The 23,783-nt window shown below is 62.3% G+C and carries 26 protein-coding genes and 3 pseudogenes; all 29 read left to right on the top strand.

From position 1 onward, the window contains the following. Positions 1 to 242: 242 nt before the first annotated feature. The 29 genes and pseudogenes from HPA01S_RS05070 (at position 243) to HPA01S_RS04945 (ending at position 23,688) form a co-directional block, all read left to right on the top strand. On the top strand, positions 243 to 1,805 hold the full coding sequence (locus HPA01S_RS05070; RefSeq protein ID WP_066267471.1) for an ATP-binding protein: 1,563 nt from the start codon (positions 243 to 245) through the stop codon (positions 1,803 to 1,805). Positions 1,806 to 2,172: 367 nt separating this feature from the next. Beyond that, positions 2,173 to 2,385, top strand: coding sequence for a hypothetical protein (locus HPA01S_RS05065; RefSeq protein ID WP_066267468.1), 213 nt, complete (start codon positions 2,173 to 2,175; stop codon positions 2,383 to 2,385). Between the two features lie 22 nt (positions 2,386 to 2,407). Next, on the top strand, positions 2,408 to 2,800 hold the full coding sequence (locus tag HPA01S_RS05060; RefSeq protein WP_066267467.1) for a hypothetical protein: 393 nt from the start codon (positions 2,408 to 2,410) through the stop codon (positions 2,798 to 2,800). A gap of 96 nt (positions 2,801 to 2,896) precedes the next feature. Continuing rightward, on the top strand, positions 2,897 to 3,358 hold the full coding sequence (locus HPA01S_RS05055) for a hypothetical protein (RefSeq protein WP_066267466.1): 462 nt from the start codon (positions 2,897 to 2,899) through the stop codon (positions 3,356 to 3,358). Positions 3,359 to 3,460: 102 nt separating this feature from the next. Further along, the gene (locus HPA01S_RS05050) at positions 3,461 to 4,120 is read left to right on the top strand and encodes a hypothetical protein (protein ID WP_066267465.1); all 660 of its coding nucleotides are present in this window, start codon (positions 3,461 to 3,463) and stop codon (positions 4,118 to 4,120) included. Positions 4,121 to 4,245: 125 nt separating this feature from the next. After that, complete coding sequence (locus HPA01S_RS05045) at positions 4,246 to 4,968, top strand: DUF5983 family protein (protein ID WP_066267463.1); 723 nt, start codon at positions 4,246 to 4,248, stop codon at positions 4,966 to 4,968. A 240-nt stretch (positions 4,969 to 5,208) separates the two neighbouring features. Further along, a pseudogene (locus tag HPA01S_RS23905) lies at positions 5,209 to 5,304 on the top strand (Arm DNA-binding domain-containing protein); the annotation flags it as partial. Position 5,305: 1 nt separating this feature from the next. Next, a pseudogene (locus tag HPA01S_RS23900) lies at positions 5,306 to 5,485 on the top strand (hypothetical protein); the annotation flags it as partial. A gap of 225 nt (positions 5,486 to 5,710) precedes the next feature. Then, positions 5,711 to 6,898 (top strand): CmlA/FloR family chloramphenicol efflux MFS transporter, encoded by a 1,188-nt coding sequence (cml, locus tag HPA01S_RS05040; RefSeq protein WP_066267461.1) that lies wholly within the window; start codon positions 5,711 to 5,713, stop codon positions 6,896 to 6,898. A 9-nt stretch (positions 6,899 to 6,907) separates the two neighbouring features. Next, positions 6,908 to 7,024, top strand: a pseudogene (locus tag HPA01S_RS22600) (LysR family transcriptional regulator); the annotation flags it as partial. 374 nt (positions 7,025 to 7,398) lie between these two features. Further along, positions 7,399 to 8,319, top strand: a complete 921-nt coding sequence (locus HPA01S_RS05035) for a DUF3577 domain-containing protein (RefSeq protein WP_066267459.1) — start codon at positions 7,399 to 7,401, stop codon at positions 8,317 to 8,319. A 154-nt stretch (positions 8,320 to 8,473) separates the two neighbouring features. Continuing rightward, a complete protein-coding gene (locus tag HPA01S_RS05030; RefSeq protein WP_023098625.1) occupies positions 8,474 to 9,301 on the top strand; it encodes a DUF932 domain-containing protein in 828 nt (275 codons plus the stop codon). Between the two features lie 87 nt (positions 9,302 to 9,388). Beyond that, entirely contained in the window at positions 9,389 to 10,048 is a 660-nt protein-coding gene (locus HPA01S_RS05025) for a DUF3275 family protein (RefSeq protein WP_066267458.1), read from the top strand. A gap of 94 nt (positions 10,049 to 10,142) precedes the next feature. After that, a complete protein-coding gene (locus HPA01S_RS05020; protein WP_066267456.1) occupies positions 10,143 to 10,541 on the top strand; it encodes a hypothetical protein in 399 nt (132 codons plus the stop codon). Between the two features lie 11 nt (positions 10,542 to 10,552). Next, positions 10,553 to 10,813, top strand: a complete 261-nt coding sequence (locus tag HPA01S_RS05015; RefSeq protein ID WP_066267454.1) for a hypothetical protein — start codon at positions 10,553 to 10,555, stop codon at positions 10,811 to 10,813. Positions 10,814 to 10,891: 78 nt separating this feature from the next. After that, the gene (locus tag HPA01S_RS05010) at positions 10,892 to 11,542 is read left to right on the top strand and encodes a hypothetical protein (RefSeq protein ID WP_066267452.1); all 651 of its coding nucleotides are present in this window, start codon (positions 10,892 to 10,894) and stop codon (positions 11,540 to 11,542) included. Between the two features lie 16 nt (positions 11,543 to 11,558). After that, positions 11,559 to 12,722, top strand: coding sequence for a DUF6094 domain-containing protein (locus HPA01S_RS05005; protein ID WP_281192911.1), 1,164 nt, complete (start codon positions 11,559 to 11,561; stop codon positions 12,720 to 12,722). 88 nt (positions 12,723 to 12,810) lie between these two features. Continuing rightward, on the top strand, positions 12,811 to 13,116 hold the full coding sequence (locus HPA01S_RS05000) for a hypothetical protein (RefSeq protein ID WP_066267448.1): 306 nt from the start codon (positions 12,811 to 12,813) through the stop codon (positions 13,114 to 13,116). Positions 13,117 to 13,206: 90 nt separating this feature from the next. After that, positions 13,207 to 13,518, top strand: coding sequence for a hypothetical protein (locus tag HPA01S_RS04995; RefSeq protein WP_066267446.1), 312 nt, complete (start codon positions 13,207 to 13,209; stop codon positions 13,516 to 13,518). A 100-nt stretch (positions 13,519 to 13,618) separates the two neighbouring features. After that, positions 13,619 to 15,898, top strand: a complete 2,280-nt coding sequence (locus HPA01S_RS04990; protein WP_066267445.1) for a DEAD/DEAH box helicase family protein — start codon at positions 13,619 to 13,621, stop codon at positions 15,896 to 15,898. A gap of 189 nt (positions 15,899 to 16,087) precedes the next feature. Next, positions 16,088 to 16,801, top strand: coding sequence for a competence protein CoiA (locus HPA01S_RS04985; protein WP_245638573.1), 714 nt, complete (start codon positions 16,088 to 16,090; stop codon positions 16,799 to 16,801). Between the two features lie 51 nt (positions 16,802 to 16,852). Continuing rightward, positions 16,853 to 17,596, top strand: coding sequence for a hypothetical protein (locus HPA01S_RS04980; RefSeq protein ID WP_157084905.1), 744 nt, complete (start codon positions 16,853 to 16,855; stop codon positions 17,594 to 17,596). 111 nt (positions 17,597 to 17,707) lie between these two features. Continuing rightward, the gene (gene pilL2 / locus HPA01S_RS04975) at positions 17,708 to 18,283 is read left to right on the top strand and encodes a PFGI-1 class ICE element type IV pilus protein PilL2 (RefSeq protein ID WP_066267442.1); all 576 of its coding nucleotides are present in this window, start codon (positions 17,708 to 17,710) and stop codon (positions 18,281 to 18,283) included. Continuing rightward, positions 18,280 to 18,936, top strand: a complete 657-nt coding sequence (locus HPA01S_RS04970) for a hypothetical protein (RefSeq protein WP_245638572.1) — start codon at positions 18,280 to 18,282, stop codon at positions 18,934 to 18,936. Before pilL2 ends, HPA01S_RS04970 begins: the two co-directional genes overlap by 4 nt. Before the next feature lie 11 nt (positions 18,937 to 18,947). Beyond that, positions 18,948 to 19,667, top strand: a complete 720-nt coding sequence (locus HPA01S_RS22590; RefSeq protein WP_084360475.1) for a TIGR03759 family integrating conjugative element protein — start codon at positions 18,948 to 18,950, stop codon at positions 19,665 to 19,667. Beyond that, positions 19,649 to 20,239 carry a transglycosylase SLT domain-containing protein gene (locus HPA01S_RS04960; protein WP_066267438.1) on the top strand — a complete coding sequence of 197 codons (591 nt, stop codon included), beginning with the start codon at positions 19,649 to 19,651 and terminating at the stop codon, positions 20,237 to 20,239. The genes HPA01S_RS22590 and HPA01S_RS04960 overlap by 19 nt, the downstream gene beginning before the upstream one ends. Continuing rightward, positions 20,236 to 20,775 (top strand): integrating conjugative element protein, encoded by a 540-nt coding sequence (locus tag HPA01S_RS04955; protein WP_066267437.1) that lies wholly within the window; start codon positions 20,236 to 20,238, stop codon positions 20,773 to 20,775. Before HPA01S_RS04960 ends, HPA01S_RS04955 begins: the two co-directional genes overlap by 4 nt. A 4-nt stretch (positions 20,776 to 20,779) precedes the next feature. Continuing rightward, positions 20,780 to 22,942, top strand: a complete 2,163-nt coding sequence (gene traD, locus HPA01S_RS04950; protein WP_066267435.1) for a type IV conjugative transfer system coupling protein TraD — start codon at positions 20,780 to 20,782, stop codon at positions 22,940 to 22,942. Next, positions 22,939 to 23,688 (top strand): TIGR03747 family integrating conjugative element membrane protein, encoded by a 750-nt coding sequence (locus tag HPA01S_RS04945; RefSeq protein WP_066267433.1) that lies wholly within the window; start codon positions 22,939 to 22,941, stop codon positions 23,686 to 23,688. The genes traD and HPA01S_RS04945 overlap by 4 nt, the downstream gene beginning before the upstream one ends. The last annotated feature ends 95 nt before the right edge of the window (positions 23,689 to 23,783 follow it).

Below are 23,783 nucleotides of genomic sequence, written 5' to 3'. Positions count from 1 at the left end.
CCAGCAGCCAATGTCGCCCCAGGCTGCGCCACGCCCAGGCGTGTCGACCATCCCCATCCGCATCGCATCGTGCCGCGGATGCACGCCCGCCAGGGCGCTGATGCAACGAAATCCCTCGGGCGCACCTGCCCATCCAAAGCCCAAGCCGACCTCTTCCCAGTGTGCGCGGCGCCTTTCGTTCGCCTCTTGGCGACCTACCCATCCACGCGTCCTCAGACGCAAAGCCATCCAAGGAGCTTTCCATGAGAACCATCTGTCTTCAGACGAACCAGAACCGTCTCATCGCCAACCTGCGCCATGCCTTCAACCAGGGCTCGATGCTCGGGGAACTGCTGCAGAACGCTAGGCGCGCCCAAGCCGGTGCCATCCACTTCACCGTGGAAGACAACAGTCTCACCATCCGTGACGACGGCAGCGGCATCACCGACCTGCAGACCCTCATCCACATTGCCGAGTCCGGCTGGGACGAACAGACACAGACGCGCGAGAACGCTTTCGGCATGGGGGTGTTGTCCACGCTGTACTTCGCTGAACGCCTGACCGTCCGGTCTGATGGCAAGGCATTCAGTGCGGCTACGGCGGCAATCATCCGCGGCGAGCCGATTCAGGTATTCCCCTGCGATCTGGTTGTAGGCACGGAAATCCGATTGGATGGCATCCAGCCAACGCAGCCGGGGGAGACCCTTTTTGTTTGGGCTGACCGCCTTTTGCGCACCCTGTGCGAAGCCTTTCCAGTTCCAGTCTGGCTCAATGGCCACGAGGTGCTTCGGCCCCTGGCGGATCCCGCGCTGCAATGGCGCGAGACGCCCATGGGCAAGATCCTGCTCGATCTGTCCGCTCCACGCACGCAGTGGCGGTGCTTTCTCCAAGGCCTTCCAATCGGTCGATCGCCGTCGATATGCAGGCATCAGGTCATACGGCTACCGGCCGCGACACTCGCCAGACTTCCCGATCGCCAGCACCTGCTGAACGAGGCGGAAGACCACAAGCACATCCAAGCTGCGGTCGACGGTGCCTATCGCCAGGCGTTGACCGAAAAGAAGGAACGCCTCTCGGCCAGCGACTTTGTCGTGCACTTCGCGCGCATCTGCGTGGATTCATCCAACGCAGACCTGCTCAACGATGTCCCCTTCGTTCCAAGAGCCTGGTTCCGATCGTGGGCCCTTGAACCGGCCGGATTCCGTCACTACTGGGATCGCCACGTGTCCGAAGGCATCGTGGCCCGCGAGGTGCTGGAAGAAACGGGCGCCTGGCGGATCGAATCGAAAGGCGACGACGAACCCACCGCCGAGGTGTACCTGGAGGCTCGCAAGGCCTTCTTGGTCGAGGAGAGCGGTATCGACGGCGGGCACTGGCTGCTGGGACTCGTGAGGCCCATTGCACCGGAGGATGTTCACGTCCGACCAGGCTCGATCCTGCACCGTGATGACAGCCTGTGTCTGGCCGACTACGAAGTTGGACTCGCCTTGGCTGACAGCCTGTACGTGAGCATCGACGGCGAGCCGGAAGTTGCGGTCGGCGCTATTCGCAAAGGTGTGACGTTGTTCCTCACGGCCGATGCCGGCAATGTGACGTCGCTGGTATCGGACTACATCTTCGATGATCGCTATGACGAGGATCGCGAGGATGAAGACGGCCGCACCATCGACACCTTCATCGCCGTGGGCTGCTCACAGTCCCCGGCCGGCGTTGTACAGGCCCTGCTGCCCAACACGTTGCGCTATTCGACACAGCCCAAGCTGGCGGGGGCCGTTGTTCAACTGACCTTCGACGCGGAAGGCAAGTTGGCCGCAGTGACGGCTTGAATCCACCTTTCATCCACCACCACGCCCCCGGATCTCCGGGGGCCTTTCTTTGTGCGGTCACAAGGACCGCTCAGGCACACGGCACACGATGAATCCGGTACAGCGCGGATTCCCATTGCTCCCTGACTCCCCCCTCTGCTTGGGCAAAGCTTCCCGCATGTGTCGCTGACGTTGTCAGCACCATGCCAGCAGCAAGGATCCTCCGGCTGCGCAGGGAATCCCCTCCCTGAGATCCACCAGTCCGCCATCGCATCGGTCCGCGGATGAACGCCATTCAGGCGTCGATGCATCTTTCTTTGTTCAACCCTCGCGGGAACTGCCATCCCGACAGGGGCACGGCCGTCTCGCTGTCACCTAGGAGTCGTCCATGTCTCACCGCGCCTCTTTCGGCCATCTGGCCTTGGTCTACGTCGGCAAATACCTGTCGCTTGAAGTCATGCAAAGCGCAGCGGGCCACTACATCGGCACCCGCGACAGCGAAGGCCCCGTGTCTCGCGAATCGAACGAGTACTTCCGAAGCGCAGCCAGTGCCCAGCGAGCCCTCGAAAGAGGCGGCTGGACCCAGTTGCCCAACCCCTGATCCCTCAGCAAGGAGATAGCCCATGAACCAGCTTCTGCCCCCGGAAGTCGTTGATCAGATCATGCGGGAAGAGCGGCATTTCGCATGCGCTCCGGACGCATTCTTCCAAGCCTGGAAGCGCGGTGCCGAAATCGCAGGACCCGAGTGGTTCGGCAACGGTACCCACGAAGGGCTGCAGCACGCCACCAGCAAGTGGGATCTCCGTCCCAACATGCTGACGCTCAACGATGCCCTCGGCGTTCTGAGCAGCGGTCAACGCATGTTCCTGTCCGCGATGGTCAGCTTCTACAACGCCCGTGAGGGTGCTGCGATGCTGCGCCGTTGCGGATTTGAAGGGCTTGCCGATCTCGGCGGCCTGGATCTGGAGCGTCGTCAGGTCATCGCCGACCTGGTGCTGAACTACAGCGGCTGGTAAGCCCCACCAGGGCAACCTCCGCATTTTTTTCACACCCATGAGGGACATCCGTCCCTTCGGGGCGGTGTCCCTCCTTCTTTTCACAGGAGCAACACCATGTCCCGAACTCCCTCCTTTGCGGTCGTCCTCGAAGGTGGCCTGGTCCAGGCCATCGTCGTTCAAGACTGGCCCCGCCATCTTCCGATGCCACCGTTTGTTGTCGTGGACTACGACACCGAAGGCGCCGACGATGACGAAGTCACGCGCTTTGCCATCGGTCAGAGCACAGCCGAGGCCATCTGCCGCGGCGATACACCGACCGTCTTCGAGTCTCTTGCGGATGCGCTGTCTCCCCGCATCGTGCTCACGGCGCTGGGTGAGTCGATCGCCGACGAAGCGCCCGAGCCTTTGGCCTTGGCCCGCTCGGTACGCCAGGAAATCGTCGATCTGGACACCCGCCTGAACGACGCCGAACAGGCACCGACGGGCGACGACTACAACCAGTTGTACGTCCTTGCCAACTGCGGCCTCATCGAAGTGCAGAAGGCACTGGGCGATACCACGGACTTCGGCGACTGACTCGCCTGCCACCTCTTGGCCCGATGCGGCATGCATCAGGCCCTTCCTCGCGGATGCCATGTCCGCAAGGGCTGGCTCCGCTCCAACCTCAAGGAGCCAGTCATGGCAAACAACTACTACGACGCCACCGGCGTTCTCGTTCTCGACCGGGTCACCCCTGTGATAACCGCCTTGTTCGGCGGCTTCAAACTCGACGCGTCGCACCCCGGCGACGGGCAAGCCTACATCGCCCTCGTTGCCGAGGACAACAGCCCGAGCTGGGAAGACCTCTGCGAAGGGCTTTCGGAGCTGGCCACCTCGCTTGGCCTGCCGCTACCCGACGATTCCCAGACAGTCGAACCGCTGCTGGCGAGCCTGTCCCTGCATTTCGGCGCCGACCAGGACGAAGCACTGGCGCATCTCATAGAGCACCGTCAATTCGAGGTTGCCGCGGACCTTGATGCACTGTTCCTGATCGCGACCCGATTCGATGATGGCCACGGCCTTCAGGAAATCCGCTTCGAGGGCTGCTGGCACTGCAGCAAACCACGTCTCTTCAACTTCGGAGGCGACGCTCAGTTCTTCAGCAAGGAGTTCGAGGCGTACAGCGCTTCGAGCCAGGCCCTGCAATTCGGTGATGCCGTCCGCCAAGCTTTGCTCAAGCAGGACCTGGACGCTGTCGCCAACCACTTCACGCGTGAAGTTCGGCGCTTGCTTGCCGGTATTCAGGACGAATCGGCGCGTGCTCAAACGCAACACCGGCTATCCGCGCTGCTGCAGTAGAGCCGTAATCATTCGGCGCTGAATATCCACCTCAAACACCGCCTGACCGCGGTGCATTTCCTTCCCTCGGGGCCATGCCCCGGTGGGGGTTGGCCCCTTTTCAACCCTCACCGGAGAATGTCACCATGATCCAGCAGATCAATCCCTTTGCTCGCGGCTACTACGGCTTCGAGATTCGACGCGTGGCGGTGGTCAGTTATGACGATCGCCATCCGCAAACGTTCGTTCCGCTGCACCCGTCTCAGCGCCACTTACCTGATGACCAGGTCGCCCTGCATGCCTGCATATTCAATGAGGAGTATGCGCTGGTCACTGACAGCCAGGTGATATCCGAAGAATTGGATGCCACCTGCGGTGGCAGCGGAACCATCCTGGCGGTTTTTCACAGCATCTACGGCAAGAATGTCGAAGGATCGCTCATCCATGTTGGCGACAGCCAGACCCGGGAATCTGCGGAGGAGGTTGTGCGTACGCTGACATTCGAGACCGGCTTCTACAGCCGGTGCTGGGAGATCAGTACTGCGCACATCACCGACGAAGCAGGCCGATTCCTCTGCGAGCTCGCCGACATCGCAACACCGACGGCGTTTCTCTTCGTGGCATTTCGTATCCCATACAGCCCGGCCGTCGGCATCAAGCTGATTGCCACCCCCTGGACGGACACGAATCTGCAATACGTCGAAGGCATCACCACTGAAAAGCTGCGTGCAGAACATCGCGCCAAGGGCGTTCCAGAGGAACTGATCGACCTGTTGCACCTGGCAGGCCAGGCGGACGTGCGCATGCTGGTTCTCGATGCAGACGCAGCAGTTCTGGAGGGTCTTCCGATCATTGAGGAGCAGGCCTAGAGCCCCGCTACCGCGTCAGCTATCCCCCGCACTTCACGCCCCTCACCATGAGGGGCTTTTTTTTGTTTGACGATGACTCCAGCCCGGTACTTCGCTGGACTACGCCAAAGCACGATACAGCAGGTTTATCAATAATTTAGGCGCGTCCATCATATGCCGGTGCTCTCCGAAACTTGACCCGGTTTCCATCCGCTTGGCCCCCATGCGGCTCTTGGAAACCGAGGTTTCAGAGGAGTCATCATGGCAAGAATCAAGCTCACCAAGACCGCCGTGGAGTCGGCGCAACCCCAGGCGCAGGCCGTCGAACTGCTGGATACCGTGGTGCCTGGCTTCCTAAGATGAACTGGTGCGGCTGCTGGCCGTGTGCGTGGCTTCCACGGTGGACGTGGTGACGCTCCGCGCCACGCAGCGCCAGCCCGACGCGGAACTGGCCGAACAGAGACTCGGGCAGCAACTTGCCGCGACGGTTAGCAGCGGTGGCGCTTCTTGGGAGATGGGGCGGCAGCGCGGCGTGTGAGCCTTAGCATCTTGCTTCTATGTCTGTCTAGTGCTCGAGCGAGAAGTTGGTTAGACTTTACAAATCAACGGTATTTAAAGGACACATACGTGGGAGCAGGCCCGTCCACAGATCGCTAAGCCGCAACAACTTCATTAGCTAGTTGTTGCGGCGATCTCCTCGATCTCGATATTACAGAGCAGGCAGATCGCCGCCAGATTTCCAATTCTGAGCGGATGCTTTGCCATGTCTAAAAAAATTGCCCAAGCTTGGGCGTACTCTTTGCCATCAACGTTGGCTTTGATGGTTCCTTTCGATCTCCTCGCCTCCCTGGCAATGGATGTGTATCTGCCGGTTGTTCCGCAGATGCCGGTCGCCCTGACCACATCCCAGTCTCTTATCCAATTAACGCTGAGTGCCTATATCCTGATCCTGGGATTGGGCCAGATCATTTTTGGGCCAATTTCGGATTGGATTGGCCGACGCCCGGTGGTGTTGGGGGGAGCCGGGATCTTTGCCATCGCATCGTTCCTGCTGGCGATAGCAAGCAGTGGGGGAGAATTTCTTGCTCTTCGTGTTTTTCAAGCCTTGGGGGCTTCGGCAGCGCTTGTAGGTACTTTTGCCACTGTGCGCGATGTCTTCGCCGACACACCGGAAAGCACCACCATCTATGGTCTGTTTGGTTCCATTCTGGCCTTCGTACCGGCTTTAGGGCCGATACTTGGGGCAATCGTCGCGCTCACCTTAGGGTGGCGGGCAATATTCGCCATGCTCGGTGTAATGGCTGTTCTGGCGCTTTTTCACGCGTGGCCTCGATGGCATGAAACTCGCCCTAAGAATACGTGGCGGCGGGGGCCGACCATTTCTTCCATCCTCAGAAGCCAATCCTTTTGGGTCTATACCGTTGGCTTTGGGGCAGCAATGGGCGCTTTTTTCGTCTTCTTTTCCATTGCCCCCAGGGTGTTGATCGATGAGGCTGGTTGGAGCCAAGTTTCATTTAGCTTGGCTTTTGCCTCGGTCGCATTGGTGATGATTATTACCACGCGATTTATCGGCATATTCGTAAAAAAATGGGGTATCCCAGGTTCTTTTGTTCGGGGAATTTTAGTCATGGCCGGGGGCGCCATTGTCCTCGGAGTGCTGTCGATTTTAACGAAGGCGAGTTTCGTCAGCTTCGTTATGCCCATGTGGATAATTGCCGTTGGGATTGTATTCGTGGTTTCAGTCACGGCAAATGGTGCTCTTCGGGATTTCGGAGATGCGGCTGGAACCGCGGTCGCCATGTATTACAGCATTCAGAGTCTGATCGTCAGCGGTTTGGGTACCTTGTCAGTCCTGGCTCTCGACGGCGCTACCGCTTGGCCATTGGTGGCTTATTGCCTTGTTATGTCTACAGTGGGCATAGCTGGCTATGCAACCTTGAAGCAGAAATGAGGAGGCACTATGGAACTCCGACATCTGCGCTGCTTTTTGGCCGTGGCCGAGGAACTGCATTTCGCCCGTGCCGCCGAGCGGCTGCACATCGAGCAATCGCCGCTATCTCGCGCCATCAAGGAACTGTGACACCCACCGCACCAGACCACTGACCCTGCATCCCAAAGAGCCTTCGCCAGTCGAAGGCTCTTTCTTTTTGGCCTGCGCAAAGCGGGCGTGGAGCATTTCCTATTGGTCATGGCGGCCCGACGCGCATGGTGTGACCCTGCGTCCATGCTTGCTGACGTTGTCAGCGACATGCCAGGCAACCATCGGTCTTCGAGGTTGCGGCGCAGCATCCGCTGCGTGACCACGCCAGTTCGCACCGCATCCATGCGCGAACGGCCACCGGCTCGCCGGTGGTGGATGCATTTGCCCTTCTCAACCCATCGCGGGGTTACGCACCTCTCCCCGCAACGTGGGGTTGGTGTGTCTCCGCTCATTTCCTATGGAGATTCACCATGAGCACCACGTCCAACGAGAAATCCTATTTCGACCTCCACACCTCCGGCATCGGCTACCTGCAGCGTGCCCGTGAGGTTCCCGTCAAGGGAGGCCGCCGCGCACAGCCGTTCCTGGCTTGCACGATCGCCGCCCTGGTTGGTTCCGCCAAGGAGCCGTCCATCCGCTACTTCGACGTCAAGGTGTCCGGCACCGAAGCCAAGAAGCTGGTTCAGTCCTACGTCGGCATCGATGATCCCAAACAGCGTCCGCTGGTCCGTTTCCGGCTCGGCGACCTGTGGGGCGATGCGTTCATCCGCCCCAGCGGTGAACGTCAGGGTGAAGTGGCAGCGAGCCTCAAGGGGCGCCTGCTGAAAGCCGAGGTGATCGATCGCGCCGAACTGGCAACGATCGAGCAGCACGAGCTCATCACCCGCGGCATCGGCTACCTGAGCCGTCCGAAGGAGGTCACTCCCAAGGATCGCGATCCGTTCCTGTCGTGCTCCATCGGAGCGCTGACCGGCCCGGTCGGTGAACCGGAGTATCGCTACTTTGACACCATCGTCGCTACCACCGACGCCCAGCATCTGGTGCGTCGCTGCGTTCAGGCCATCGAGGCTGAACGCAAGGTCCTGATCGCCTTCCGGCTGAACGACATGCGGGCTGACCCGTACGTGCGCACCAAGGGCGAACGAGCCGGCGAGCCGGGCGTGAGCCTGGAGTCCACGCTGGTCCACATCGGTCTGATCAAGGTCGATGGCCAGCAGGTCTATCCGGCTGCTGCAGCCAATGCCGAAGCACCCGCAACCCCGGACGCGCAAGCGACCAAGGCCAAGGGCACTGCCGAAAGCGGCGACGCCGCCCAGCCCACCGAGCCCGCCGCGCGCGAGCCCGAAGCTGAAGCGGTCGAGCACGAACCGGCAATGGCGGCTTCGTTCTGACCCACGCCAGGCTCCACTCCGGGGCCTGACCGTTTCTCCCACCTGATCCGTGCCCTCCCTTCGGGGAGGTGCACGCGTTCGCGCTTTTTATCCCTAGCGTCAGGCCAGGCCATCCGGCCCGGGCAGATGCACGTCTTATCCCAGGAGAATTGCCATGTCTCTCGCAACCCGCTTTGCCCATCGTTCCCCGGTGCTGCGCGCGGATCGTCCCTTGTCGGACGACCAGATCCGTGCTGTTGCCCCTTCCATCTTCGCTGACGCTCCCCACGGAAGCCGATCCGAGCGGTATGCCTACATACCGACCGCGACCGTGCTGACCAAGCTGCGTCAGGAGGGCTTCGAGCCCTTCATGGTGTGCCAGACCCGTGTCCGCAACGAGGACCGGCGCGAGTTCACCAAGCACATGATCCGCATGCGCCATGCGAGCCAGATCAATGGCTCGGAAGCCAACGAGATCATCTTGCTCAATAGCCATGACGGCACCAGCAGCTATCAGATGCTGGCCGGCATGTTCCGCTTCGTCTGCCACAACGGCCTGGTCTGCGGTGAAACCACTGCTGACATCCGTGTCCCCCACAAGGGCGACGTGGCCGGTGAGGTGATCGAAGGCGCCTACGAGGTCCTCCAGGGCTTCGAGCAGGTGCAGGCGTCGCGAGACGCCATGCGCGTCATCACCCTGGAAACAGGGGAAGAGGAAATCCTCGCGCGCTCCGCACTGGCGCTCAAGTACGACGATCCGACCAGGCCCGCGCCTGTCACGGAGACTCAACTGCTTGCGCCCCGGCGCTTCGACGATCGACGACCGGACCTCTGGTCGGTGTTCAACCGCATCCAGGAAAACATGGTCAAGGGTGGCCTGACGGCACGCACGTCCAATGGACGCCGGCAGCGTACCCGCGAAGTGCAAGGCATCGACCAGAACCTGCGCCTGAACCGGGCGTTGTGGATGCTGGCCGATGGCATGCGCCAACTGAAGGCCTAGCGCCGCACGGACCACGCCCCTCACGGGCGCGGTCCGTTTCTTATTCCCTTGGATCTCGCGATCCCCCAATCATCGAAGGAGCACACCATGGCGGCCAAATCAGCCCCGAAGTCCAGCGCACCCCTCATCGTCCCCGGGCAGCTCACGCTGCGCACCATCAACGGCCGCAATGGCCGGTTCAATGTCGGCCGCCTGGTCACCGCCATCGGTGAGTTCGCGGTCAAGGATGCAGAGCTGGAGCAGTACCCCGAAGGCAAGTACGACGGGGAGTTCCACATCCGCTTCATCTATCCCAAGGCCTATCCCACGGCCGGCGGAATGCGTTTCGAGATCCGCGCCAACCTGGACGGCATGACCCTCTCGGGCCTGGACCGGCTGAGCAAGGACGAGGCTCGCAGCTTCGCCACGCAAGAGGTCGATCCGCTGGACGAGGACGTGGCTCAGCCATCGGCTACGCCGGCGGTCAAGCCTGCTGCCGATCCTGTACAGGCCTCGGCCGATCCGCTGATCGATACCACGCCCTTTGGTGTGGATGCGCCATCTGCGACCGTGGCTGCCTCCGGCGGCCCCGACAGTGACGATGCCGCATTGTTCGGCCTGCTGTGGCCGCTGGGCGACTCCATGAAACTGGATTCGACCATCGACCGCCGCACCCTGCGTGCACAGATCGCCCGGCTGGGCGAACTGGGCTACGCCCTCGACTTCAAGTCACAGCAGTGGAACCGGCCCGAACAACAGGCCGCCTGATCTGCCTCGCCGCATCCGCGGCATCTTCATCCACCCGCCGGGGCTCCGTCCCGCCAGGGAGGACTCCGGCATTTTCTTGCAGGAGAACTTCATCATGGGCTGGCTTTTCTCATCACGCACCCGGTCAGAACTGATCCGGGACCTCATCCAACCCGAAGACCGCGAGCGCGCCAGCGTCCGCATCATCGCGCATACGCTGCGTGGCAACGTGCTGTGGTCCGTTGTCGAGATCACGGCCAAGGCCGAAGGCGTTCACCAGGATCTCGCGCCCGGCGAGTCCATGTGCTACATCCGCTGCGACCTGCTCCAACGCAGTGGCGGTCAGTGGGGGTACAAGGGCATGGACGAGTCCGTGTCACCGTACTACTACACCTGCCCGCTGCGCTATCTCGAGATGGCCAAAGATATCTCGCCCGATTGGCGCGAGAAGGTTCGGGCCTATCACGCTCAGCGGCGCCGGCCGGCAGCTTCGTCGCAACTGGCCGTGGCCTGAAGGAGGACGCGATGGACTCTTCGCTGCAAGCCCTCTCGCCCGAACTGCTGGGCCAGGTCGAAGACCAGCTTTCCAACAACGAGGTTTCCTCAGACGAGGAACTGGCTGAGGACTTCATCCAGGCCGGCCTGACCGAGGCACAGGCGCGGCAAGCCATCGGCTACCGCGACCGCTATCTCATCAACGTGTACCACCAGGACTTCACGCCGATGCGTACCCCAGGACGTGTATTGCGTTTCAACCCGCACGCCAGGGACTTCGAGCCGGAGTAGTCCGCATTCCTTCATCCCTTCCGGGGCATCACTGCCCCTGCGGGCGGTGCTGCCCCTCATTTCATCTAGGACACCACCATGCCTGAACCTTCATCTCCCAACCCCCTGTACCGCATCGATGAATGCAGCGACCTCATGGCCGATGCATGCGTTTGCAGCGATCAGGGCGATCTGATCTTTCTCTCAATCTGGGCGCGAGATACCGCGATCCAGCAGTTTCTGGCCCGGCTGACGCTGGGCCACGACGAAGATGGGCTGGAGCAATTCCACCTCATCACCGATCAAGGGGGCTCCATCCCCGTGTTCGTCGGATCGGTCGACCGCTTGGAAAAGCGCCTGACACGCTCCTACCGCCGCACGCTGTTCGGCTCGATGGTCAATCTATGGCTGTTCGACCGGCGCTGCACCCGTCCGGACAAAGCCACGGCCAGCGCGCTCGCGCTGCTGCCGCGTGCCTCGGCCGATCCCACCTTGCGCCTGTGGCACCTGGTCAAAGACACATGTCCACTGCCGCTGCTGGACCACTGGCAAGCGCCGGTACTGGCACTGCTGCGCGAGCGCGACATGCTCCAAACCCTGCCGGTGGCCCTTGGTCCGCTGCAGGGCTTCCGGATCGGGCTCGATGTCCCGGTTCTCACCGATGCCCTGGGCGAACTGATCCGCCGCGGCGTCCTGACCGCCTACCCGGTACCGGCTCACGCCGAGCTGCCAATGGAAGCGGTGGCTTGATCCGCCCGTCACGGATGTGCGCGCTGCGCGCGCATCCGACCTTTATCCCCCCGCCAATCAGGAGACTGCCATGGCACTGATGTTCCCGCGGCTCGCCCGCAATTTCGCCAAGAACGGGTACTACCCGACCGACGAATCCACGCTCGAACGAGTGCTCTGCGCACTGGCGCCCAGCGATGGGCCGATGTGCATCCTCGATCCCTGCGCAGGTGAAGGTGTGGCCATCGCGGAAGCCGCGCATGCCCTCGGGCATGCGCAGGTCCGCGCGTACGCCGTGGAGTACGACCAGGAACGTGCCAATCACGCACGGCTTCTGGTCGATCACTGCATCCACGGTGACCTCATGGACACGCTGGTCTCGCGCCAGTCGTTCAGCCTGCTGTGGCTCAACCCGCCTTACGGCGACCTGAGCAAGGATGCCAATGGCAACATCGGCTACGAAGGCAAGGGCCGCGCAAGGCTGGAGAAGCTGTTCTACCAGAAGACGCTGCAGCTGCTGCAGTACGAAGGAGTCCTGGTTTTCATCGTGCCGTCCTATGTGCTCGACGCCGAACTGGTCGGGTGGCTGACGCGACACTTCATCGATCTGAGCATCCACCGTGCGGTGGATACGCAGTTCAAGCAGGTGGTCGTATTCGGACGTCGGATCCGCCAGCGCGAGCTGGTCGGTGACGACACCAAGGCAGTCCGGGCCCAATTGCTACAGATCGGGCAAGGTGAAGTCGAGGCGGATGAACTTCCGTCCGAGTGGACATCGCTGCCATATGTGGTTCCCACGACCTCGGTCGAGCCGGAGCATTTCTACCGGATCAGCATGGAGCCGGCGCAGTTCGCCGAGGAAGTGAACCGGCTGCAGGGCCTTTGGCCCGCATTCGAGACACACCTTGGTGCTGCCCAGCAATCCCTGCGTGCCCCGGCACGTGCTCTGTCCCACTGGCACCTGGCACTGGCCCTTGCGGCTGGCGCCGTCTCGGGTGTCGTGCAGTCCAAAAGCGGCCGCATCCTGGCCGTCAAGGGCGACACCTACAAGCGAAAGGCCACCGCCGTCGAGCACCGCGAGCGCGACGATGGCTCCATCGCAGAGACACGCATCCTCACGGACAAGTTCGTGCCGGTCATCCGCGCATGGGACCTGTCTCCCGACTCGGCCTCACTGGGGCAAGTCATCACCATCCACTGAGCACAAGGCTATAGCGCGCTCGAAGGCGGGCGCGCTTCACATCGCTCGCGCTGTTGTGGCCCAATGAAATCACCAAGGAGGACTATCGATGGCGTCGATCAGGATTGACACCTACATCCACCAACTGCAGTTCCCCATCGGGGCGCTGATCATCAGCCAAGGCGTCGATCGCCTGATTCGTGCCGGCACCGAAGAACCATTCCAGTTTCTGCGGCGTCACGCCCGCGGCGATTGGGGCGATGTCCCCGCTGACCAATGGGAAGCGAACATCGCGGGAATCCAATCCGAGGCCAAGCTCGAATCGTTCTATGTTGCAACCAACGGCCAGCGCATCCGCATCTTCACCGAAGCGGATCGCAGTGCCACCCACATCGTGCTGGCTTCCGAGAACTGACTCGATAGACCCGCACCATTCATCAACCCACTGGGGCCATGTCGCCCCGATGGGGTGCCATGGCCCCGCTCTCCCTATCCAGGAGGCCCCATGGCAACCGAAGCAGTTTTCCTCAGCGCCAGTCCCACGCGGCGTTTCAACCCCGGCCAGATGGTCGTGACCTCAGGCGTGGATGCGCTGATCCGTCAGGGTCGGCTCAATCCCACCCCGTACCTGCGCCGCCATCTCAGCGGTGACTGGGGCGATCTCGATGACAGCGACCGGCAACAGAACGACGCCGCGCTGCAATCGGGTGAAGATCGCCTGTTCTCTTCCTACCAGGTCACCACCGACCTGAAGATCTGGGTCATCACCGAGTGGGATCGCAGCGTCACCACGCTGCTGCTACCCAGCGAGTACTGATCCAACCACGGCGGCCATAGTCGCAACTTCGCTTTCATCCCCCTGGGGCATTCATCGCCCCGCAGGGACGGTGCGTGCCCCTTTTATTTGGAGCATCACCATGACCATGCAACTCGAAGCGGCGCCCGCCGCAGACACCTCGCCCACGACCGGCGACCTTTTCGATCCCGCATCCAGCGAGCTCTCCCTGAGCCTGCAAGACTTCGTCGCCGAGTTCGGCGACGAATTGCTGGACTCGCTCAACCGGGCCAATCCACCCGTCTACAGCGGTACGCCGCACGCCCACCGTCAGCTCGTGCTGGCCGGTCTCAAGCGCAAGCTGTTCCCTGCCCAGGCCGAAGTCGTCCATGCCGCCGCCGAGCTGCTCGCCAACCATGGCGAGCGGGCGGCGATCGTCAATGGCGAAATGGGCACGGGCAAAACCACCGTCGGCATCGCGCTGGCGGCCGTTCTCCACGCCGAAGGCTATCGCCGCACCCTCGTCCTCAGTCCGCCACACCTGGTCTACAAGTGGCGGCGCGAGATTCTTGAGACTGTCGCAGGCGCGAAGGTCTGGGTGCTCAACGGCCCTGACACGCTGCTCAAGCTCATCAAATTGCGCGAGCAGTTGGGTGTGCCGGCATCTGGCCAGGAATTCTTCATCATCGGCAGGGTGCGCATGCGCATGGGCTTCCATTGGAGGCCTTCATTCACACGCAAGCGCACCCGGTACGGCGTCATGGGGGCCTGCCCGCACTGCGGGACGGTCGTCAACAACCTGGACGGCGAACCGATCAATGCTCTGGAGCTGGAGGCGGAGGAAGTCCGCCGCAGGTGCGGCGTCTGCGACACCGCTATGTGGACACTGGTTCGCCCGCGAACCCTGTCCGGCAGCGATCAGTCCTCGGCCGTGCTCCGGGCCTTGAAGCGTATCCCGACGATCGGCGAAGCCACTGCGCAGAAGCTGATGAAGACGTTCGGAGATGGCTTCCTGGCCTCGATGCTCGGCGACAACCTCCACAACTTCATCAACCTGATGGACGACCGGGGTGAACTGGTCTTTTCCGATCGCCAGGCACAGCGCATGGAACGCGCGATGTCCAGCATGGAGTTCGGCTTTGGCGAAGGCGGCTACCAAGCCTCTGAGTACGTCAAGCGCTATCTCCCGCAGGGCACCTTCGACCTGCTCATCGCCGATGAGGCCCATGAGTACAAGACGGGCGGTTCCGCGCAAGGCCAGGCAATGGGCGTCATCGCGGCCAAGGTTCGCAAGACCTTGCTGCTCACCGGCACCCTCATGGGGGGCTACGCAGACGACCTCTTTCATCTGCTGTTCAGGGCATTGCCCAAGCGCATGATCGAGGACGGCTATCGTCCCAGCAGCAACGGCAGCATGAACGCGGCCGCCATGGCGTTCATGCGGGACCACGGCGTCCTGAAGGACATTTACTCCGAGAGCGACGGGCCGGCCCACAAGACTGCCAAGGGCTCGAAGATCACAGTCCGAACGGTGAAGGCACCGGGCTTTGGCCCGAAAGGTGTCCTGCGCTGCGTCCTGCCTTTCACGATCTTCCTGAAGCTGCGCGACATCGGGGGCATGCTGCCGCCGTATGACGAGGAGTTCCGGGAAATCGCGATGGATGCCGAACAGGCCCACGCCTACCGCGACTTGGCCACGCGCCTGACCGCGGAACTCAAGGAGGCCCTGCGCAAGCGGGATACCACCTTGTTGGGTGTGGTGCTCAACGTGCTGTTGGCTTGGTCCGACTGCTGCTTCCGTGCAGAAACCGTGCGTCACCCACGCACGCGCCAGATCCTGGCATTCACACCGGCTCAGTTCAACGAGCTGGAGATCATGCCGAAAGAGCGTGAGCTGATCGACATCTGCCGCGAGGAGAAGGCAGCGGGTCGCAAAACCCTGGCCTACTCGGTCTATACCGGTACGCGCGACACCACATCGCGTTTGAAAGGGCTATTGGAGCAGGAAGGCTTCAAAGTGGCCGTGTTGCGCGCAAGCGTGGATGCGAGCCGCCGCGAAGACTGGATCGCCGAGCAGCTCGACCGGGGGATCGATGTCCTCATCACCAACCCCGAGCTCGTCAAGACGGGGCTGGATCTGCTGGAGTTCCCCACGATTGTGTTTATGCAGTCGGGGTGGAACATCTACACATTGCAGCAGGCCGCCCGTCGTTCGTGGCGCATCGGCCAGAAGCTGCACGTGCGGGTGATCTACCTGGGGTACGCGGCCACGTCGCAGATGACATGCCTGGCCCTGATGGCCAAGAAGATCCTGGTGTCCCAGAGCACCTCAGGCGATGTTCCGGAATCCGGGCTCGACGTGCTCAATCAGGACGGCGACTCGATCGAGGTCGCCTTGGCCAGGCAGCTTGTCGCTGCCTAATGGACTGGTTATGCCGGCGCTCCTTCGGGGCGTCGGCGTTTTTTTCGTGCGCGAGTAGGCCATTTCCCGACAAATCCATCGGCCATCAGTAAACTGAATCAAGTAGGCGAGCCAATGAGGGGGGGAATCGTGGTTATGGTAATCGAGGCGTGTTATCTGGATGGCAGTGGTTCTGCGAATGCGCTGCGCATGACCCACGCACAGTGGATTGCGCTTCAAGATTCGTACCGCGTTGGCGAGCTGGTTATGCCGTGTTGCTCAGCCCCGGCCATACCCAAGCTCAGCGCGAATGGCCGCCCCTTCTTCGCGCATGTCGGCGGATCCTGCAGCACGTCTGAGGAAAGCCTGTGGCACATGACAGCGAAAACGCTGATTCGCAGCGTATTGGAAGACCTCGGTTGCCAAGCCTCTGAGGAAAAAGCCGGCGAGCATGGAACCAACAGATGGCAGGCCGATGTGTGGGCCGAGCGCGGCCCCGTGAAACTGGCGGTTGAGATTCAGCGCTCCTATCAGTCGTTGCGTGCCTATCGCGACCGGCAAGAAAAGTACCGCACCGCAGGTGTCCAGGCGCTATGGCTTCTGCGCTCCGATCGCTACCTGACGCTGACCAAGAGCATGGGCAAGGAACGGCTGCGCACGGAGCTCGGCGGGGTGGTTCCCGCAGTCGGCCACTTCGGACCATGTTTGAACGAAATTCCTGTCGCGCGATTGGAATTGGACCCCGAGCCGGCCATCAGTGGCGCAGGCTTCTTTTCGTCGACGGTTTCTGGATTGCTCGAAGCAGTATTGTCCGGACGGTTTCGATGTGTCGATGGCCTCTGGTGCATCGACAACCTGGACACCATGCATCAAGCGGCCCAGATCTCACGCGCTCGCGCCGCAGGCCGCATCTCTACTTCTTAGACTGAGCGTAGCCTGATGACGAAACCACTTTCATAGTAGAGGGAGAACAGGGTGAATCCTGATGATTTAGCTGCGATCCAAGGGATCGTGCGCGATGCGATGCAGAACGCCGAATTTATCAATAAGGTCTGGATCGCAGGCGCCGCAGTCATTGTTTCCGTGTTTGCCGCTCTCGTCGCATCAATCACGCAGATGCTGGTGGCCCGCGCGCAGCGCAAGACTCAGCTCAGGCTGGCCGACCAGCAAGCGCTTCAACAGAAGCAAGCGTTGAGCGAGCAGCTCTCCATGCAGGAGCTCGCTTCCCGGCGGATCGCCAACGCCAACGTATCTGCGAAGCGACAGATCTGGATTGACGAGCTGCGCAAGGACATCGCCAGATATCTGTCGCTATGGCAGGAGATCTCTTTTCGCTGGGATGCCATTGTGAATGAACCGCGGACCGAAGAAATCTCAGATCAAGCGCTCAACGCTTTCAAGAAGCCGATCGCCGAAATGCGCATGGAGGCCTTGGAACTGCAATTGCGGATCGAACTGCGGCTGAACATGACTGAATCTGATCATCAGGATCTCAAAGCTCTCATGAAGAAGCTGGAGACATCCACCATCCTGTTCCAGCGGACAGCGAGTTCGCTTCCGCCAGCAGACATTCAGAAAGTCTTTGGAGCGATTCGACAACAACTGATCGTCAAGTCTCAGAAGATCCTCAAGGATGAATGGGAACGGGTCAAGAAGGAGTCGTATGCAGACCCCAGGGAATCGGCCTTCAGCAAGCCTTCGCCCGCGGTGGTTGCCTGACGTAGTCGATCGACATTCGGAAAAACTGGGCACGCGCCATTGCGCATTCTTTGCTGACCGGGTTGGGGCACCCGGCGAAGGTATCGGCTTACTGCAACAGGAAGCCGATCCATGCAAACACTCAGTCCCTTCTCGCGCTTGGCCGGGTGCGGCTTGGTGGCCATCGCCACCCTCGTTGGCGGCTGCGCCACCAACTCAGCACCTGTCGTCACCGAGCCGCTCCCGATCGAAGAGGTGGTCATCGCTCCTGCGCAGGCGGAGCCGGAGCTCATTCCGGTGGTCCGCTACGGCCGCTACACCCTCGTCGAGCTTGCCCCGACCACCGCACAGCGTGACCTGCTCCTGCAGGTGATCGATGTGAGGATGCCGGAAGACGCGAGAGCCAGCGTCGGAGATGGTCTGCGCCACGTGCTCAAACGCAGCGGCTACCAGATGTGCGAGACGGCGCACACCGTCATTGAACTCTATTCGCTCCCGATGCCCGCCGCCCATCTGCAACTGGGGCCCATGACGCTTCGGGATGCCCTGCTCACACTGGTCGGCCCAGCCTGGGATGTCGAGGTGTATGACAGCGCACGGCAAGTGTGCTTTGTCCGACCCGGATCCAGGACTGATCACCCCCCTCAGGACCTGCCGACCGTCGAGGCCGCTCAGCCCATCCCCCTTGCGAACGGTACCCAGCCATGAGCGCATCCCACCCCATTCCTGCGGGCAAGTCATCGCGCACCCCTTCTGTCGCTCTCATCTTGCTGTGGGCGTGGCTTGTCGGACTGACGGCCCTGGTCTTGGTCGCGTTCCAGGTGACAGGCGATCTCGCCGGACAGTCGCAGCTCGATAGCTCCGTGCAGCGACTGCAGGCGCTGGAGTCACGTGTGGCAGAGATCGCGGATGCCCATCGTGCTCTGCAACGTGCGGCGCCCGCGACGGCCGTTGCGTTGCAGGAACTGCGCCAAACACTGGACTCCCGCGCTGCACAACTGGATCAGTCACTGGCCACACGTGCCGCCCAGGAGGACCTGATTGCACTGCGTGCGGAGCTGGAGCAAATCAAAGTGCGCCAGACGGCAGCTCGGAGCAACGCAACGAGCAAACCCCGCGCTGTGCTGCAGACGACAGCAAAGCCCGTCGAAGTTCCCATACCGTTCCGCGTGATCGGGTCGGAGCTGCGTGCAGGACAGCGCACGGTGTCGATCGCGCCGGCAAGTGGCGAGCTATCCGCCGCCCAGATTCAGGTGGTTCTGCCCGGCGAGAGCGTGGGCCCATGGCGCTTGGAGGACATCGACCGGAGCACTGCGGTGTTCCGTGCCGGAGAGCAAACCCGCCGTCTGGCCATTCCTTGAGGGACCTGCCCATGAAGCCGCCACTCCTGCTCTCGGCAATTCTCCTGGCAGCACTTCACGGCTCAGCCTGGGCTCAGCAGACACCTGCCACACACTCACGTGCTGCGCAGAGCCAGATCGAGCGTAGCCAGGACGAAAAGCTCGCCCGGGAGTGGGGACTGCGCCCCGAAGAGTGGACGCGATACCGGGATCTGATGGCTGGCCCTCTCGGCATCTACTCGCCCAACCTGGACCCACTCTCAGCACTGGGCACAGAAGCACGCTCCGACGAGGAGCGGCGACGCTACGCCGAACTCCAGGTACAAGCAGAAGCACGCCGCGTGGAAAAGCTGCTGGCCTACCAACGCGCCTATGACGAAGCTTGGCAACGGCTTCAGCCGAATGCCCAGCGCGTCAATCTGCCAGACGCCGGCCCGCGACAGGCCAACACGGCAGTACAGGGAAGCGGACGCACCGCCGTTTTTGTGCGCGACAACTGCGCCCCATGCGACCAGGCCATCGAGCGACTGCAAGCGTCGGGATCTGTCTTCGACGTCTACGTCGTAGGTAGCCGCGCCGACGATGCGCGAATCCGCGACTGGGCGCGCCGGACCACGATCGACCCTGCCCGCGTGCGTGCCCGCACGATCACCCTCAATCACGATGCAGGTCGCTGGCTGTCCTTGGGACTGCCAGGCGAACTTCCCGCCGTCGTGCGACAGGTAAATGGCCAATGGCAGCGCCAACCGTAGACCTGGCCCGCTCAGCCCTGGTGCTGTGGCTGGTCATTGGCGTGATCGGCGGTACGGCACTGGCCCAAGAAATCCCGCCACCGGCCTATCAGCTGGCGGCCCAACAGGCCGGCATTCCCTCTGCGGTGTTGTACGCAGTCGCACTTCAGGAAAGCGGCATGCGCCGCGGCGGGCGCACCGTCCCCTGGCCCTGGTCGCTCAATGTCGCAGGCGAATCGCGGCGGTTCTCCACCCGGGCCGAAGCTTGCGCCGGCCTGCATCAGGCACTACGCCAAGTACCTCCCACGCGGGTAGACGCGGGCCTGGGCCAAATCAATCTCGGCTATCAGAAGCACCGCTACAGCCGCCCCTGCGACCTGCTCGACCCCTACGCCAATCTAGCGATCGCCGCAGAGATCCTGCGAGAGCAGCACACGCCGGGCGACGACTGGCTTCTGGCAATCGGCCGCTATCACCGGCCGGCAGGAGGTGCACCAGCGGCGCGTTATAGGCGCAGCGTAGCCCAGCACCTGGACCGCGTACGCGGCCCCTCGCGCGCGGCCCCCGATGTCCAAAAGGAGACTCCACCATGAACCGTTCCTACCTTGCGGCAGCACACGGGCTGGTCCTGCTGCTGACCACACTGGTCAGCCCGCTACACGCCGCCGAGCCATTGATCGTCGTCGAAGACCGGGGTGGCGCGTCGGCCCTGCCGTACTACGAAGCCCTCAACCTGCTGCCGCGAACACCCGGTATGGCGAAGCCGCCGCTCTCTCTGCCTGCGCCGCCCAAGGCTGTCGGTGAGGCGGACATGCTCCCGGTGCGCAGTGCCAAGCTGACGCCAGGAACGGTCACGCGCCGGGTCATCGAGGCGCCCGGTCTGCAGCCGTTTTTTCTGGTCGGTGACGATGAAGCCTCACATGCCTGGCTGCGCCGCCATGCATCCTCCCTGCGTGAGCGCAACGCAGTGGGCTTGGTCGTGAACGTCGAGTCCGTTCAGGGGCTCGCCCGTCTGCGAGCGCTGGTGCCCGGCGTCCAGCTGGCACCCGTGGCCGGCGACGACCTGGCTGGCCGGCTTGGCGTTCGGCATTACCCCGTGCTGATCACCAGCACCGGCATCGAGCAATGACCCCATGGCGCAAACCCAGCCCGTTGAAGTCCTGCTGCGCCCAGCGGTGGAGCTATATACCGTGGCGGTTTGCGCCGGCGCCGCGTTTCTGTCCCTGGTGGCCCCGTGGTCGCTCGCGTTGAGCCCAGCCATGGGCATCGGCAGCTCGCTGGCCTTCTTGACCTTCGGCGCCATCCGCCTGTGTCAGGCCCACGCGATCCTTCGCTATCGCCGCAACATCCGGCGTCTGCCACGCTATGTCATGACCAGTCGGGACGTGCCGGTCAGCCAGCAACGATTGTTCATCGGCAAAGGTTTCCTCTGGGAGCAAAAGCACACGCACCGGCTGATGCAAACCTATCGTCCAGAGTTCCGGCGCCATGTTGAGCCCACCCCGGCCTACGTGATGGCCCGGCGCATGGAGGAGCGCTTGGAGTTCGCTCCATTCCCGCTCTCGCACCTGGCCAAGCTCACCAGCTGGGATATTCCCCTCAATCCGGTGCGCCCGCTGCCCCCGGTCGGCGGACTGCCCCGCCTGCATGGTATCGAGCCCGATGAGGTCGACGTCAGCTTGCCGCTCGGTGAGCGTGTCGGGCACTCGCTGGTACTGGGCACCACGCGCGTCGGCAAGACGCGACTGGCCGAGCTGTTCATCACCCAGGACATCCGGCGCAAGAACGCCGCCGGAGAGCATGAGGTGGTCATCGTGTTCGACCCGAAAGGCGATGCCGACCTGCTCAAGCGCATGTACGTGGAAGCCAAGCGCGCCGGGCGCGAGGGCGAGTTCTACATCTTCCACCTGGGCTGGCCCGAGATCAGCGCTCGTTACAACGCGGTGGGTCGTTTCGGACGTATTTCCGAGGTCGCCACCAGAATCGCAGGGCAGCTCTCTGGCGAGGGCAACAGCGCGGCCTTCAGGGAGTTTGCCTGGCGCTTCGTCAACATCATCGCCAGGGCACTCATCGAGTTGGGTCAGCGACCGGACTACCTGTTGATCCAGCGCCACGTCATCAACATCGATGCCCTTTTCATCGAATACGCCCAGCACTACTTCGCCAAGCACGAGCCCAAGGCCTGGGAGGTCATCGTCCAGCTCGAGGCCCGACTGAACGACAAGAACATCCCGCGCAACATGATCGGCCGGGAGAAACGTGTCGTGGCCTTGGAACAGTACCTGAGCCAGGTGCGCAACTACGATCCCGTACTGGATGGCCTGCGCAGCGCAGTGCGCTACGACAAGACCTATTTCGACAAGATCGTCGCCTCGCTGTTGCCACTGCTGGAGAAGCTGACCAGCGGCAAGATCGCTCAACTGCTGGCACCCAACTACTCCGATCTGGACGATCCGCGGCCGATCTTCGATTGGATGCAGATCATCCGCAAGCGCGCCATCGTCTATGTCGGCCTGGATGCGCTGTCGGACGCAGAGGTTTCTGCGGCCGTCGGCAATTCGATGTTTTCTGACATGGTCTCGGTGGCCGGCCACATCTACAAGTTTGGCATCGACGACGGTTTGCCTGACGCAAATCCGGGCGCGAAAGTGCCCATCAACGTCCATGCCGACGAATTCAACGAACTGATGGGAGACGAGTTCATTCCGATGGTCAACAAGGGCGGTGGTGCTGGCATCCAGGTCACCGCCTACACCCAGACGCTCAGCGACATCGAGGCACGCATTGGCAACCGGGCCAAGGCCGGCCAGGTCGTCGGCAACTTCAACAACCTGTTTATGCTGCGCGTGCGTGAGACCGCCACGGCCGAGTTGCTGACACGGCAGTTGCCGAAGGTAGAGGTCTATTCCACGACCATCGTCAGCGGCGCCACCGACAGCTCAGACATCCGTGGCGCCACCGATTTCACCTCGAACACCCAGGATCGCATCAGCATGTCCAGCGTGCCGATGATCGAGCCGTCGCAGGTGGTCGGACTTCCCAAGGGTCAGTGCTTTGCGCTGCTGCAGGGAGGCAACCTGTGGAAGATCCGCATGCCGCTGCCGGCACCCGACCCCGATGAGGTCATGCCCAATGATCTGCAGCAACTGGCCGGCTACATGCGGCAGAGCTACAGCGACGCCGCCCAGTGGTGGGAGAACACCGGATCACCCGGGCTGCAGGACCAGGGCCTGCCCGAGGATCTGATTGACGACCCTGTCGCACCCGAAGCTGCAACCACAGAGCCGCCGCCATGAGCGATGCGCCCAGCACCGCCAAACGCCAGGAGGCCCGCCGCGAAGGCCTGCTTGTCGGCCTGATCACCACCCCGTTCCGCCTGTTGGGCGTGCTGGTTGGCTCATTGCTGATCTCGATCTTGATCGAGTGCGTGGGCATGCACTTCTTCTGGAAGGATCAGGGCTGGCGTCATTCCCAAGCCATGCTGCAGTATGAGCTGACGCACCTGTCGGGACACTTCACGCGCAGCGTCGTCGTGCAAGAGCCCGGGCGTACTGCCCATGAGCTTGTGGACACAGGCTACCGCTGGATTTTCGTCAAGACCGGCCTGCTGGCGCGCATGGAGCAGACGGCCGACCGCGCCCGGCCCCCCAGTCAGGGCACCACACGCGATTTCCGCTACTTCATCAGCCAGGCCTATGTGTGGGCGGAGAGCTACTTGATCGCCGCGGCCTTCACGACGCTCACGTTCCTGGTGCGTCTGCTCGTGCTGGTGTTGACCCTTCCGCTGTTCATGATGGCGGCGTTCGTTGGATTCGTGGATGGACTGGTGCGCCGCGACGTGCGCAAGTTCGGCGCGGGCCGGGAGTCCGGCTTCATCTACCACCGCGCGAAAGCATCTCTCATACCGCTGGCAATCCTGCCGTGGGTGATCTACCTGGCGCTACCAATATCGATTCACCCGCTAGTCATTTTACTCCCGAGTGCAGCGTTGCTGGGGCTGGCCACGAACCTCACCGCAGGAAGCTTCAAGAAGTATCTCTGAGCGCGACACGCAGCGTCGCCCGCCGCCCTCCCGTAGCATCTCTGCGCGAGCCGAACCCGATCCCGCACCACCTGGATCTTCTGCGACAGACAGCC

It is taken from the genome of Hydrogenophaga palleronii NBRC 102513 (assembly GCF_001571225.1).
Lineage (GTDB): Bacteria > Pseudomonadota > Gammaproteobacteria > Burkholderiales > Burkholderiaceae_C > Hydrogenophaga > Hydrogenophaga palleronii.
Note: the sequence above shows the minus strand (reverse complement) of the source record. Positions and strands in the feature narration are given on the sequence as shown.

Bases quoted from the DNA above. Each gene is read 5' to 3' on its own strand.
- HPA01S_RS05070 (WP_066267471.1), top strand. From the start codon at position 243: ATGAGAACCATCTGTCTTCAGACGAACCAGAACCGTCTCATCGCCAAC.
- HPA01S_RS05065 (WP_066267468.1), top strand. From the start codon at position 2,173: ATGTCTCACCGCGCCTCTTTCGGCCATCTGGCCTTGGTCTACGTCGGC.
- HPA01S_RS05060 (WP_066267467.1), top strand. From the start codon at position 2,408: ATGAACCAGCTTCTGCCCCCGGAAGTCGTTGATCAGATCATGCGGGAA.
- HPA01S_RS05055 (WP_066267466.1), top strand. From the start codon at position 2,897: ATGTCCCGAACTCCCTCCTTTGCGGTCGTCCTCGAAGGTGGCCTGGTC.
- HPA01S_RS05050 (WP_066267465.1), top strand. From the start codon at position 3,461: ATGGCAAACAACTACTACGACGCCACCGGCGTTCTCGTTCTCGACCGG.
- HPA01S_RS05045 (WP_066267463.1), top strand. From the start codon at position 4,246: ATGATCCAGCAGATCAATCCCTTTGCTCGCGGCTACTACGGCTTCGAG.
- cml (WP_066267461.1), top strand. From the start codon at position 5,711: ATGTCTAAAAAAATTGCCCAAGCTTGGGCGTACTCTTTGCCATCAACG.
- HPA01S_RS05035 (WP_066267459.1), top strand. From the start codon at position 7,399: ATGAGCACCACGTCCAACGAGAAATCCTATTTCGACCTCCACACCTCC.
- HPA01S_RS05030 (WP_023098625.1), top strand. From the start codon at position 8,474: ATGTCTCTCGCAACCCGCTTTGCCCATCGTTCCCCGGTGCTGCGCGCG.
- HPA01S_RS05025 (WP_066267458.1), top strand. From the start codon at position 9,389: ATGGCGGCCAAATCAGCCCCGAAGTCCAGCGCACCCCTCATCGTCCCC.
- HPA01S_RS05020 (WP_066267456.1), top strand. From the start codon at position 10,143: ATGGGCTGGCTTTTCTCATCACGCACCCGGTCAGAACTGATCCGGGAC.
- HPA01S_RS05015 (WP_066267454.1), top strand. From the start codon at position 10,553: ATGGACTCTTCGCTGCAAGCCCTCTCGCCCGAACTGCTGGGCCAGGTC.
- HPA01S_RS05010 (WP_066267452.1), top strand. From the start codon at position 10,892: ATGCCTGAACCTTCATCTCCCAACCCCCTGTACCGCATCGATGAATGC.
- HPA01S_RS05000 (WP_066267448.1), top strand. From the start codon at position 12,811: ATGGCGTCGATCAGGATTGACACCTACATCCACCAACTGCAGTTCCCC.
- HPA01S_RS04995 (WP_066267446.1), top strand. From the start codon at position 13,207: ATGGCAACCGAAGCAGTTTTCCTCAGCGCCAGTCCCACGCGGCGTTTC.
- HPA01S_RS04990 (WP_066267445.1), top strand. From the start codon at position 13,619: ATGACCATGCAACTCGAAGCGGCGCCCGCCGCAGACACCTCGCCCACG.
- HPA01S_RS04985 (WP_245638573.1), top strand. From the start codon at position 16,088: ATGACCCACGCACAGTGGATTGCGCTTCAAGATTCGTACCGCGTTGGC.
- pilL2 (WP_066267442.1), top strand. From the start codon at position 17,708: ATGCAAACACTCAGTCCCTTCTCGCGCTTGGCCGGGTGCGGCTTGGTG.
- HPA01S_RS04970 (WP_245638572.1), top strand. From the start codon at position 18,280: ATGAGCGCATCCCACCCCATTCCTGCGGGCAAGTCATCGCGCACCCCT.
- HPA01S_RS22590 (WP_084360475.1), top strand. From the start codon at position 18,948: ATGAAGCCGCCACTCCTGCTCTCGGCAATTCTCCTGGCAGCACTTCAC.
- HPA01S_RS04960 (WP_066267438.1), top strand. From the start codon at position 19,649: ATGGCAGCGCCAACCGTAGACCTGGCCCGCTCAGCCCTGGTGCTGTGG.
- HPA01S_RS04955 (WP_066267437.1), top strand. From the start codon at position 20,236: ATGAACCGTTCCTACCTTGCGGCAGCACACGGGCTGGTCCTGCTGCTG.
- traD (WP_066267435.1), top strand. From the start codon at position 20,780: ATGGCGCAAACCCAGCCCGTTGAAGTCCTGCTGCGCCCAGCGGTGGAG.
- HPA01S_RS04945 (WP_066267433.1), top strand. From the start codon at position 22,939: ATGAGCGATGCGCCCAGCACCGCCAAACGCCAGGAGGCCCGCCGCGAA.